Origin of the sequence: Rickettsia montanensis str. OSU 85-930, assembly GCF_000284175.1 — a bacterium.
In the GTDB taxonomy this organism is placed as follows: Bacteria; Pseudomonadota; Alphaproteobacteria; order Rickettsiales; family Rickettsiaceae; genus Rickettsia; species Rickettsia rickettsii.
Map to the genome: position 1 here is coordinate 297,472 of NC_017043.1, position 12,773 is coordinate 310,244.

A 12,773-nucleotide genomic window follows, 5' to 3' on the forward strand; every position below is an offset into this window, starting at 1 on the left:
ATTTAGACTTAGTGCATAACCCATCTATCTTATAAAGAGAAATTTTAAGGAAACACGGCACGCAGCACCACAGCGTACAAAAAGGTACGTGAGATGCGAGTACCGGATTGATGTATACCGCAGATACTTCAAAAGTTGGAAGCCCAATAAGTGGTGAGCCTGCGGAGCGTAAAAAACTACGTGAGCAAAGGCAAAGCCCAACATTTGACGTATCAAGTCTTGAAGTATCAAAGGTATACAAATTACTTTTAGAAAGAGGTTATACAGAAAGACTATTGCAACAATTAGGAAATTACATATGTCAGCAAATACGCAAGATAATCAGGCAAATAATAACGACACTATAGAAATACAGGAAACTGAGGTAGTACCTGTAGAAACAAATTCTTTACAATCGGGGTTAACAAGCTTAATACCGATGGTTTTAATTTTTGCTGTATTTTACTTCTTATTATTACGTCCACAAGAAACACGACGCAAAGAAAGAGAGAAGTTAGTAAGTGAAGTTAAAAAAGGCGAAGAAGTTCTAACAAATAGCGGCATTTACGGTATTGTGACTAAAGTAAGTGAAAATGACAATAATATTGAAATCGAAATAGCTAAAGACGTACGTATTAAAGCTTTAAAAAGTGCTATTATCGATATAACTAGTCGTACAAAAGAAGTAGCAGTAAAAAAAGAAAACAACAAAAAAGATAAGAAGGTAAGCGGTGCAAAATCTTCCTAAGTGGAAAATTTTTCTTTCAATTATATGTACGGTTTTTGCGGTTATTTGTGCCTTACCTAATTTCATGCAGATAAACTCTAAGTTTCTGCCTCATGATTCAGTAAATCTAGGACTTGACCTTAGAGGAGGAGCCCATTTGTTACTCGATGTTGATTTTGACACCTACTTAAATGATTCAATGGAACATCTTGCCGACACTTTACGCAAAAATTTTCGTGAGGATAAAATCGGCTATAAAAATCTGTTAGTTAGACAAAATAGCATTCAATTAGAAGTAAGATCGCCTGAGAAATTAAAGCCGTTAAAGAAAATAATTAATAAAATCGATCCAGAAATTATCGCTGAAGTAAATGAAAATAAAATAAAGCTTAGCTACAGCGAATCTAGATTAAATGACTTACTTAATAAGGTAGTAGACCAATCTATTGAGATCGTTCGCATGAGAGTTGATAGTACCGGCACTAAAGAGCCGACCATACAGAAACAAGGCGATAAGCATATATTACTGCAAGTTCCCGGTGAAGAAAATCCCTCTTACCTGAAGAATATATTAGGGAAAACTGCAAAGCTAACTTTTCATTTAGTTGATGAAAATGCCAATATCGAAGAAGCGGTAAAAGGACATGTTCCAGTAGGTTCAATGCTAGTTAAGGGAGATAGCGAAAGTCATGGGGAGTATTATGTCGTTATAAAGAAAAAAGTTGTTTTGGGTGGGGATCAGCTTACAACCGCTTCAGCTTCTTTTGACCAAAATTCGCAAGCGGTAGTTGCTTTTTCTTTCAACAATTTAGGTAGTAAAATATTTGGTGAAATAACCAAAAATAATACCGGTAAACGCCTTGCTATAGTTTTAGACAATAAATTACTAAGTGCTCCAACGATAAACGGAGCGATTATGGGCGGAAACGGTATAATAACAGGAAATTTTACCGTTGAGTCGGCAAATGAGCTTGCACTATTATTGCGAGCCGGTTCGCTTCCTGCCCCACTTAAAATTATTGAAGAGAGAAGTATAGGTCCAAATTTGGGTGCTGATTCTATAGAGTCGGGCAAAAAGGCAGGACTTATAGTATTTATAGCAGTGTGTATATTTATGGTTTGGTCTTACGGTGTGCTTGGTTTATTTGCCAATATAGCCTTAAGCCTTGCATTGTTATATATTTTAGCTTTACTTTCACTTTTCCAAGCTACTTTAACTCTGCCGGGAATTGCAGGAATAATACTCACTATGGGTATGGCTGTTGATGCTAATGTATTGATTTACGAAAGAATTAAAGAGGAACTGCATAAAGGAGTTTCTAATCTTTATGCTATTAGAACCGGTTTTGAATCTGCGTTTGCCACTATCCTTGATGCTAACCTAACTACTTTAATCGTTGCTTTTTTACTTTATATATTTGGAGTAGGTGCAATAAAAGGTTTTGCCGTTGCATTAACGATCGGGATTATATCTTCAATGTTTTCGGCAATTATCATTACTAAATTGTTAATAGATATTTGGGTAAAATATTTTAAACCTAAAAAATTAGGGCTTGTGTAAAAGAGTAGACTTTGTTGTATGGTCTTTTTATGTCATTCCCACGAAAGCGGGAATCCAGTAACCTCTAATGTTATCCCACAACTTGATTGCGGGATCTCAGGACACGGCCTGTGATACAAGATACCGTAGTCAAACCACGGTATGACATTTTCACTTTTCTCTGGATTCCTGCTTTCGCAGGAATGACATAAGAGCCATATAGCAGGACCAGCTAGGATGATAACGCAAAAATGGATAATATCTTATGAAAATACAGTCAAATGTTATAAAAATAATTATCGTCATTAGCTTATTAATAGGAGTAGGAGCATTATATTTGTTGTTATCTTTAAGAACGCCTGAAAAACCGCTTGCCGGTCAAGTTAATATCTATGAAGATAACGTAAAAATCGGCGGTGATTTTGAACTAATAGACCAAAATGGAGAGATATTTAATAGTGATAAGTTGAAAGGCAGCTTAAGCCTCATTTACTTTGGATTTACTAGTTGTCCTGATATATGCCCAACCTCTCTAAATAAAATAACGGAGATTGTAGAAATTTTAAATAAACATAAAATAGATATTCTGCCTGTTTTTATTACTATTGACCCAAAACGTGATACTCCTATAGCAATTAGAGAATATCTAAAACATTTTCATCCGAAATTTATAGGTCTTACCGGTAACGAGCAGCAAATAAAAGATGTAACTGATAAATTCAAGGTTTTCTATGCTCGTGTGCATGGTGATGATGACGACCCGAACTATATGCTTGATCATTCATCTTTTACATATTTAATCGATGCAAACGGAAAATATCTGAAACATTTCTATTTAGATTCTTCACCTAAGGAAATTATGGAATTTTTAAGAAATGAATAATTATATACCGGTAGCGTATTTATTTACCTTTTTAACCTTAGCGATATTGTTAATTGTAAGTTTTTTAAATTACAAGTCATTGAAAAATAAACAGAACTTTAATGCAAAAGAGAGTAAGAAATAGATTAATAACAATAATTATTTGTTTCTGCTCAGCATTTTTAGGAATTAGTATAATACTTTACAATTTAGAGAAAAATATAGTATTTTTTTTGCCACCGTCAAAAATTAATGAAATAGAACAAGGCAAAGAGTTAAGAGTCGGTGGGCTTGTTAAAACAGACTCAATAAATAAAATTGCTGATGATAAGATAAGTTTTGTTATTACCGATAATATTAAGGATTTAGAGATATTATATCAAGGAGCCCTTCCGGCTCTATTTCGTAAAGGACAAGGCATTATTGCCATCGGGCAGTTATCGAGCGGGAAATTTATAGCAAGACAATTACTTGCAAAGCATGATGAGAATTACAGACCTCCGAAATAACAACGTCATTGCGAGGAGCGAAGCGACGTAGCAATCTAGTAAAATAGGCCTGAGATTGCTTCGTCGAATTACGTTGTAATTCTCCTAGCAATGACGAAAAATAACTAAACCAAATAAATAAAAACATGTTTATAGATAAAATCAAAGCAAAAGCAAATAATTACGAAATAAACGTAATTATCGAAATTCCGATGAATAGCGGTCCAATCAAATACGAATTTGACAAAGAATCAGGAGCAGTGTTTGTTGATCGCTTTATGCAAACTACCATGAGCTATCCATGCAATTACGGTTTTATTCCTCATACTCTTTCAAATGACGGCGATCCGGTAGACGTACTTGTCGTAGCTCATCATCCGGTAGTGCCTGGGTCGGTTATAAAATGCCGAGCAGTCGGCGTATTGATGATGGAAGACGAATCAGGGCTTGATGAGAAAATAATCGCAGTACCGACTTCTAAGCTCGATATTACTTTCGATCACATTAAAGAGCTAGATGATTTATGTGACATGCTCAAGAAACGTATCGTGCATTTCTTTGAGCATTATAAAGATTTAGAAAAAGGTAAATGGGTTAAAGTGACTGGATGGGAAAATAAATCAAAAGCAGACGCTTTAATCAATGAAGGAATAGATAGGGTCAGCTCGGGATAAGAATTCATGACGTTGCTTACATGGTGCTTGATGTCATTCCCGCGGAGGCGAGACTCCAGAAAAAGCAGCCTTAATCCCGATCTCAACAATTACATATTAATTAACAAAATAAACCTATAAAAACAAGTTTTTATAGGTTTTACTGGATTCCCGCCTCCGCGGGAATGACATCTCAGAAAAATAAGATAAAAAACAAACAGTGACCGACTTCTTGCATAACGTAGCTAATAAAGAGGAATTTGAAGGAAACACGGAACGCAGCACCACAGCGTACACTTTAGTACGTGAGGATGCGAGTACCGGATTGATGCACAAATTACCTTTAGAAGCAAGTTATGCAAGAAGTCGATTATTTCGTTCAGGAGTCATAGTAGCTTTTTTCACATTAATTTCTCGCATATTTGGCTTAGTGCGTGAACAGTTTATCGCATCATTATTCGGCTCTACGCCTATGGGTGATAGCATTAATGTTGCTTTTAAACTACCGAATCTATTTAGAAGAATTTTTGCAGAAGGAGCATTATCAAGCGTATTCATTCCTATTTATAATGAAAAAATGCTTATTTCTAAGAAAGCCGCTAATAATTTTTCAGGTGAGGTTTTTACCCTTTTACTTCTGACATTAATAGTAATAATAGCATTAATGCAAATCTTCATGCCACAATTAATGCTGTTTATTGCTCCTGGATTTCACGGTAAAAAAGAAAAGTTTGAGCTTACGGTATTTTTATGCCGAATTACAATACCTTATTTAATATTTGTTTCATTAACGGCTCTACTTGGCGGAATATTAAACTCTGTAAAAAAATTCGCTGCATTTGCTTTTTCACCGGTTATTTTAAGTATATGCGTAATAATTTTTACTTTAACATTTGATCATTATATAGAATCTACTATCTCAATTAGCTTATCTTTAATAATGGCCGGAATATTACAAGTTTCTTTTATGTTTGTCTGTGTGAAAAGAGCGGATTTAAACTTTCCGATAATTTTTAACCCAAGCGATCCCGATGTAAAAAAGCTTTTGATTAATATGGGACCGGCAACCATTAGCTCCGGCGTACAGCAATTAAACCTTTTCATATCCCAATCTATTGCTAGCTTTATTGAAGGTGCTATTTCTATATTATCTTATGCCGACCGGATATATCAATTTCCTCTATCAATAATAGGTACTAGCTTCTCTACTATATTGCTACCTGAGCTGTCAAAAATCTATAAATCAAATGATATAGTAGCTGCAAAAAAAATACAGAATAATGCTATTAGAATGGGATTATTATTATCGTTGCCTGCTACATTCGGTATTATAATTCTATCTCATCCGATTATTAATATAATTTATGAAAGAGGAGTATTCACGAGCCAAGATACTACAAATACAGCTGAGGCTATTTCTGCGTTTGCACTTGGGCTTCCTGCTTTTATTTTGGCAAAAATTTTAACCCCTATTTTTTATGCTAACGGAGATACTAAAACACCGCTCAAAATAACCTTATTTTCAATGATAATTAATACCGGCATGAACCTATTATTAATGGATTCTTTGAAACATATCGGTATTGCAGTCGGTACATCTATTGCAGCTTGGTATAATCTAGGTTTATTATATAGCTATACTACAAAACAAAATAAGCTTCATATAGAAGCCGGTATAAAACTTTTCTGCGGTAAAATTTTGTTATGCTGTACATTAATGTCTATTATAATTGCTTTAATAAAGCATTATTATTTAGAATATTTTTATTCGGAATATTTACTGATTAAAGTCTGTATGCTAGGTAGTACAATTGCAGTTGGAATGGGAGCATTTTTCGGCACGGCATATTTATTAAAAGCGGTTAATTATGATAATAACAAGAAATAAGCACCAATCAAATTATCAGGATTTGCTAAAAACCTTAGCTATTATAACCATGACCATTGATCATGTAGGTTTATGTATATATCCTGAATTAACGATTATGCGGATCATAGGTCGTACAGCTATGCCAGTATTTTGCTTTTTTGCCGGTTATAATTTTCATGATAAACCAAAAACCCATATAATAATATTCGGTGTTTTATTACAAATATATACCATTGTACTATTTAAACAGTCTCTTACTACAAATATTCTAATCTCTATCTATTTAGGGCAGTGGTATATTTATTATTTTCGTAATTCTTTAACTCGCTTTTTCTATAGCGGTTATTGTCATGCAATTATAATGGTACTATTGTGGTATATTAGCTGGACTTTGATTGATTACGGGACTCTTGTAATTACTACAATGATACTTGGATTTATTTCAAAACATGAGCAGGCAAACTTAAAACTTTGCTGTTTTATAGCAATTTTTGCTTCTTTCGTGCATTCAACTCTTTTTACTCTTGCGATTTCCTTTAATGAGTTTAATTTTTCAAATACTGACTTAATTTTAAACCTCACTTTCTTAACAATTACCTATATATTAATGATCCTAAGCGATTATTCACAAAAAATAGCTATAAATCTAAAATGGATAAGTCGCAATGTTTTATATATTTACTGCATACAAATTATGATCTTACAATTCATATTCATCTATAAATACACATATGGTTTTAAAAATTGGTAAATAAACATTAATAATTAGTGACAGCGTAATTTAGTTAATATTAATATATTTAAATAAATTGATAATTAAATATATGAATATAATAGATCGTTTAATTTTGGATAATGAACAATATAAAGAGCAATTTAAAAAACACAAACTATTTAAAATTAAGTTAGATAGTACGCTACGAAAAAATAAATTTCTTAAACATTTTCGGGTTTGGTCAAACGAATTTCAAAAAATGGTATTAGCAAGAGTAGTGTTTTCTGAAACAAAAGAATTTCAACAACTTGCATGGGAGCATCTTACCGACGAATTTGGACATAATATAGAATTATTCCAAAATCTAGAAAATAATGAAGAAACTACAGATTATATTTTTGAGGCCTTAGGTTCTTGGTTTACGCTAAAAATGATGACTCTTGGAGATAGTGAAAGAGCCGTCCTTGTCCATTTAGTAATAGAGTCTTGTGCTACTATATTTTATGAAAAACTAGGATCAATATTTTTTAATCATAAAGCAGCAAAACATTTCAAAACACATATGCATCTTGATCCTGAACATGAACAAATAGGAATAGATTTATTAAAACAAATAAACATTAATGATTCTTCTTTACTCACTATTCAAAAAAAAGGCTGGGATATGATTGACACTCTGTTTACTAGACTTGCTGAAATCACACAGGATTAGCTTTAACTTATAGTATTCTAGATTTTCATTTTATAAAAAAGCTTGTTTGCACGGTGCGGTTTTTCGTCATTGCAAGCGACTGAAAGGAGCACGGCAATCTCAGGACTTTGGCACGAGATTGCTTCGTCGAATTACTGCGTAATTCTTCTCGCAATGACGGTAAAAATCGAACCACGCAACAACGCCAATGCCAAGCGGAAATAGCATATTCAAACTAAACCAACTCGCTTACTTGAGATTTGGCGAAGAGCTTTATCTGAAAGTTAACAAAATTTACATTACCTTTTGAGCCTATTCCCGCAAATTTATGCGCTTTAAGAAGTAGGTCATAATCGTCCGCTAAATCGGCGAAGAAAAATTCGATTTCGCCGCTTTGTTTTACTCCTAAAATCTCACCACTACCTCGAAGTTGTAAATCCTGCTCAGCTATATAAAATCCATCATTAGTTTGTTTCATTATCTCAAACCTACCTCGTGCAACTTTTCTAAGCCTTTTAGGATTGTATAACAATATACAATATGACTGCAAGCTACCCCGCCCTACTCTACCTCTAAGCTGATGAAGTTGAGCGAGACCAAATTGCTCAGCATTTTCAATAATGATCAAAGTGGCTTCAGGTATGTCTATTCCGACTTCAATAACGGTTGTTGCAACTAATATCTTAATTTCACCTTCCTTAAATTGCTTCATTATTTGGTCTTTCTGCTCGTTCTTCATCTTACCGTGAATAATACCGGTATAACCTTGATAGATATTGTCGATAGAGTTAAAACGATTCATCACATCCATCAATAAACTATCCTCTTCCGGCGTTTCTTTCTCTCCCTGCTCTATCAGTGGACAAATCCAATATACCCGCTCACCTGCAATAAGCTTCTTATTTATCGCTGCTATAATATGCTCTATCTTATTAACGGACATGGTATTTGTAGCGATAGGTAAGCGACTTTTCGGCTTACCCATTAGCTTTGAGATAGTCATATCACCAAACATAGTAAGTGCAAGACTGCGAGGAATCGGCGTTGCAGTCATAACTAACACATCGGGATTTACTCCTTTATTTATTAAATTCAAACGCTGTTGCACCCCAAATCTATGCTGCTCATCAATAACTATATAACCTAGTTTCTTAAAACTTACTTTTTCTTGAAATAAAGCATGAGTGCCGACTAATATATCAATCTCATCGTTGTCAAGTTGTATCATAATATTTTTACGAGCTGCCCCCAGTATCTTACCTGTAAGTAATCCGACTCTTATATTAGTATTTTTTAAAGCTTTAACAAAAAACTCATAATGCTGATTGGCAAGCAAATCAGTTGGAACCATAAGCGTTGCTTGAAATCCAGTGGCTACCACATTTACCATCGTCAGCAGAGCTACCAAAGTTTTACCGGAGCCAACATCGCCTTGCAACAATCTCATCATTTCTATTTTATCGCTTTGATCACACTCTATTTCTTCTATGACTTGCTTTTGATAAGAAGTTAACTCAAATCCTAGTTCATTTAATATATTTGCTTGAATAGATACAGCTTTAGGGTAAATATTACCTTGTCTTTTACTTATTTGCGTACGTACATTTAAAAGAGATATTTGATTAGCGATAAGCTCCTTAGCTGCTAGTTGTTTTTTGGCGTTAGTATATAAATCGTCATTGCGAAGCCCCTTTAGGGGCTGCGGCAATCTAGAATTTATTAATTTTACATTACTGGATTGCTTCGGCGGCATGCATGCCTCCTCGCAATGACGGAAAACATGCAACATTTGCAAATTCTGCAATATAATATCTAAATAATCTTTTACTTCTTTATCTTCTATACTCTTACACTTCTCTTCAAATATCTCTATTGCTTTTATGATATATGAATACAACTGCTTGTTACTAAGTAAATATGTCAGGGAATAAATCGGCTCTATTTCTTTTACGAGTTTAGGATTTACAATAAATTCAGGATGCGAAATTTGTAAGTAATGATCAAAAAATTGTACCTTTCCACTGATAATATGAGAAGTACCAACTTGCAGCTTATTAAAAATAAACGGTGGGGGTTTATGAAAAAACACTAATAACAAAGAACCAGTATCATTGCTAGCTGTAATTTTTAAAGGCTGACTACTTTTCTTTGGTAAATTAATGCTCTCAACTACAATTTCTGTTTGGATTATGTCACCGTCTCTAACTTCAGTTAAATTAGGCGATAATATTTTATTTTGATATGAAACAGGTAGATAAAATAATAAATCACGAATATTGTTAATACCAAGCCTTTTAAGAGCAGATACGGTATCTTCACGTATATTGATGAACGTTTTTACAGAAGAGAATAAGAATTTTTCTAAAATAGTTAGCATATATAGTCATAATTATCTTATATACAAATATATATACTTTATAATAAAAGAAGAATAACAAAATATACAAATTATGATTAATATGTCATTCTTGCAAAAGCAGGAACCCAGTAATTAAACGGTGCATACACAGTAAGTTTTTAAAATTAAAAGTTCGATGTATCGCGCTTTTTTCTGGATTTCTGCTTTCGCAGGAATGACATATTAATCATGCAACAAAGCCTTCTCTTATAAATCTAATTTTAACCCTGCTCTAACTATAGCTGAGGATTTTAAAGGCATACCTTCTATAAATCCCGCTGTTTTGTAACCGCCTGAGCCGACTATCTTAAATGTTTCATTTAAGCTAAGCTCAAAATTAACGGCTCCCCAAGTCCACCTTGCTTACAACTTTCTTTTAAAGGGGTAGCGGTGAACATTTTAGGCTGATTCCAAAATGTCGCTTCTAAACCTAAACCAATAAATTCAACTTTGACTAAGTTATTAGCTTTAACTCCGACACCGTAAGACTTAAATTTTTGATTTTTGCCGTAATTAATATTAATATTAACTTGAATATATTTGTTATCAACAACAACACGGTTAACTAAACCACGCTCTAAACCGTATGGAGCAAGTATCGCTCTAGTAGCCGGTAAATATTTAACCGGTCCTAATTCAATCATCGGAATATCATTTAAGTTAGTATTCATTATAAATGAATATCCTGAATAGAATAAAAACGGATAAAATAAATCCAAATAAGCATATGAACGAATTTTATTTTTAGTAATATAATTTTTACCGTATATGGAGTTAATCGCTTTTACACATGCATTTATATCATTACCGCTTTTATCTTTACCATCAAACTTAGTACTAAAAATATAACTTGCTTGATCTAGTCTTGTCCATAAATAACCTATACCATAAGTAGGATTAATTTTGTTACTTGCCATGTATCTATCTTTAATATTTTCAGATAACAAATAACTTGCTTGCATTCCCCCTGTATCTATAGCAATTTGCTTATGAACTTGCAAGGAATTAAAATCTTTAGTTTTAAAATATGTTGTACCCTCAAAGGGATCTACTTCATATTTTGTTACTTTTAAATCAAATTCTTTGCTCTTGTTCCATGACCTCCTATTTCATGATTACCTACCATAATCCAAGATGTAGCAGTAAATCTTGTAATATAACTTAAGATCTTCATAGCTATATTATCTGAATCGGCAAACATAGCATCATCTAATTGACGGTAACCTTCAATTAATGACATAGCAGCATCGCTACTCGCTTTTGAGGACATATCTTTATCATAAGTCACTGCATAACTATAATTTTTTTTAGAATTTTCTTGAATTGTTATATAGTCATCAATATTTGATGCAGTTACTAATACTGTTGATGAATACAAAAAACAAGCAGCAATGGTTAAATTTAATTTCTTGTAAAGTATTTTTTTAATATACCAAACTTGTGTATGTCCTTGACTTCTTTTGAAAATCCTCCTAATTTCTTAAATAATAGATATTAAATAATTTAAAATTTATGAATAAAATCTATCCTTCGGCTGAAGCTGCTCTTGAAGGACTTCTTTATGACGGCATGACTATAATGTCGGGCGGATTCGGTCTATGCGGTATTCCTGAAAATTTAATAAATGCACTTCTTAAAAGCAATGTTCAAAATTTAACAGTTATAAGCAATAATTGCGGTGTTGACAATTTCGGACTTGGGCTTCTTCTTCAAACTAAACAAATAAAAAAAATGATTTCTTCGTATGTCGGAGAAAATAAGATTTTTGAGCAACAATATCTTGATAAGGTTTTAGAGCTTGAGCTCAACCCACAAGGAACTTTAGCTGAACGAATTAGGGCTGCTTGTATGGGAATTCCGGCTTTTTATACTAAAACAGGTATAGGTACAATTGTAGAGGAAGGTAAAGAAACAAAGGAGTTTAACGGCAAAAAATATATAATGGAAACTGCCCTTCAAGCTGAACTTGCTATTATTAAAGGCTTTAAAGCCGATAAAAGCGGCAACGTGATTTACAATAAAACTGCACGAAATTTTAATGCAGTCATGGCAGGTGCCGCTAAAGTTACAGTTTGTGAAGTAGAGGAAATAGTTGAGGTGGGAGAGCTTGACCCTAACAATATTCACACACCTAATATTTTCATACAGCGATTAATAGTAGGTGAAAAATATGAGAAACGTATTGAGCAATTAACTGTCAGGGAAAAATAAGAGATGCCTTGGAGCAAAGAAGAAATTTATCAAATAACCGCAGAGGAACTTAAAGACGGATTATATGTCAATCTTGGTATAGGTATGCCTACGCATGTAGCAAATTATATACCTCAAGGAGTGAATGTAATATTTCAAAGCGAGAACGGTATGCTTGGTATGGGACCATTTCCTTACGCAGGAGAGGAAGATCCTGATTTAATTAACGCCGGTAAGCAAACTATTACTGCTATTCCTGAAAGCAGCTATTTCGACAGTAGCTTTTCATTTGGTATGATTAGAGGTTCGCATGTCGATTTAACTATTTTAGGTGCTATGCAAGTCTCACAAACAGGCGATCTTGCCAACTGGACTATTCCGGGTAAAATGGTTAAAGGTATGGGAGGAGCTATGGATTTGGTCGCTAACACCAAAAGAGTAGTTATTATAATGGAACATAACGCAAAAAATGGCAGTGCTAAATTATTAAAAGAATGCAGCTTTCCGTTAACAGGTAAAAAAGTAGTTAACAGAGTAATTACCGATCTTGGAATTTTTGATATTGATAAAGATGAAATGATATTAGTTAGACAAGCTGACGATGTTACTATTGAAGAAATAAGGTCTAAAACTGAAGCCGAGTTTATAGTTAATTTATAA

Annotated in this window: 14 protein-coding genes; 11 read left to right on the forward strand and 3 right to left on the reverse strand. The window is 33.5% G+C overall.

Going from position 1 to position 12,773, the window contains the following annotated elements; all coding sequences use genetic code 11:
* Nucleotides 1-107: 107 nt before the first annotated feature.
* The 9 genes from MCI_RS10620 to MCI_RS01650 all read left to right on the forward strand — a co-directional run bounded on the left by MCI_RS10620 (nt 108) and on the right by MCI_RS01650 (nt 7,546).
* Nucleotides 108-347: a hypothetical protein gene (locus MCI_RS10620; protein ID WP_083837075.1), complete on the forward strand. Its 240-nt coding sequence runs from the start codon at nt 108-110 to the stop codon at nt 345-347.
* Nucleotides 299-727, forward strand: a complete 429-nt coding sequence (gene yajC / locus MCI_RS01615; RefSeq protein WP_014392334.1) for a preprotein translocase subunit YajC — start codon at nt 299-301, stop codon at nt 725-727. Before MCI_RS10620 ends, yajC begins: the two co-directional genes overlap by 49 nt.
* On the forward strand, nt 711-2,267 hold the full coding sequence (gene secD, locus MCI_RS01620; RefSeq protein ID WP_014409389.1) for a protein translocase subunit SecD: 1,557 nt from the start codon (nt 711-713) through the stop codon (nt 2,265-2,267). Before yajC ends, secD begins: the two co-directional genes overlap by 17 nt.
* 244 nt (nt 2,268-2,511) lie before the next feature.
* Nucleotides 2,512-3,129 (forward strand): SCO family protein, encoded by a 618-nt coding sequence (locus MCI_RS01625; protein WP_014409390.1) that lies wholly within the window; start codon nt 2,512-2,514, stop codon nt 3,127-3,129.
* Nucleotides 3,130-3,230: 101 nt separating this feature from the next.
* A complete protein-coding gene (gene ccmE / locus MCI_RS01630) occupies nt 3,231-3,617 on the forward strand; it encodes a cytochrome c maturation protein CcmE (protein WP_014409391.1) in 387 nt (128 codons plus the stop codon).
* 125 nt (nt 3,618-3,742) lie between these two features.
* Nucleotides 3,743-4,270 carry an inorganic diphosphatase gene (gene ppa, locus MCI_RS01635; RefSeq protein ID WP_014409392.1) on the forward strand — a complete coding sequence of 176 codons (528 nt, stop codon included), beginning with the start codon at nt 3,743-3,745 and terminating at the stop codon, nt 4,268-4,270.
* A 307-nt stretch (nt 4,271-4,577) separates the two neighbouring features.
* A complete protein-coding gene (gene murJ / locus MCI_RS01640; RefSeq protein WP_410526315.1) occupies nt 4,578-6,137 on the forward strand; it encodes a murein biosynthesis integral membrane protein MurJ in 1,560 nt (519 codons plus the stop codon).
* Complete coding sequence (locus MCI_RS01645) at nt 6,118-6,870, forward strand: TraX family protein (protein WP_014409394.1); 753 nt, start codon at nt 6,118-6,120, stop codon at nt 6,868-6,870. The genes murJ and MCI_RS01645 overlap by 20 nt, the downstream gene beginning before the upstream one ends.
* A 73-nt stretch (nt 6,871-6,943) precedes the next feature.
* Nucleotides 6,944-7,546 (forward strand): hypothetical protein, encoded by a 603-nt coding sequence (locus tag MCI_RS01650; RefSeq protein WP_014409395.1) that lies wholly within the window; start codon nt 6,944-6,946, stop codon nt 7,544-7,546.
* Nucleotides 7,547-7,760: 214 nt separating this feature from the next.
* On the opposite strand, the gene MCI_RS01655 is transcribed toward MCI_RS01650, so the two are convergent.
* The 3 genes from MCI_RS01655 to MCI_RS08845 all read right to left on the reverse strand — a co-directional run bounded on the left by MCI_RS01655 (nt 7,761) and on the right by MCI_RS08845 (nt 11,301).
* The gene (locus MCI_RS01655) at nt 7,761-9,902 is read right to left on the reverse strand and encodes an ATP-dependent DNA helicase RecG (protein WP_014409396.1); all 2,142 of its coding nucleotides are present in this window, start codon (nt 9,900-9,902) and stop codon (nt 7,761-7,763) included.
* Between the two features lie 341 nt (nt 9,903-10,243).
* Nucleotides 10,244-10,924 (reverse strand): hypothetical protein, encoded by a 681-nt coding sequence (locus tag MCI_RS08840; protein ID WP_232202689.1) that lies wholly within the window; start codon nt 10,922-10,924, stop codon nt 10,244-10,246.
* 68 nt (nt 10,925-10,992) lie between these two features.
* Complete coding sequence (locus MCI_RS08845) at nt 10,993-11,301, reverse strand: hypothetical protein (RefSeq protein WP_041404098.1); 309 nt, start codon at nt 11,299-11,301, stop codon at nt 10,993-10,995.
* A 134-nt stretch (nt 11,302-11,435) separates the two neighbouring features.
* On the opposite strand from MCI_RS08845, the gene MCI_RS01670 reads away from it, so the two are divergent.
* Together MCI_RS01670 and MCI_RS01675 are read left to right on the forward strand one after the other, a co-directional pair.
* Nucleotides 11,436-12,134, forward strand: a complete 699-nt coding sequence (locus tag MCI_RS01670) for a CoA transferase subunit A (protein ID WP_014409397.1) — start codon at nt 11,436-11,438, stop codon at nt 12,132-12,134.
* A 3-nt stretch (nt 12,135-12,137) separates the two neighbouring features.
* On the forward strand, nt 12,138-12,773 hold the full coding sequence (locus MCI_RS01675; protein WP_014409398.1) for a 3-oxoacid CoA-transferase subunit B: 636 nt from the start codon (nt 12,138-12,140) through the stop codon (nt 12,771-12,773).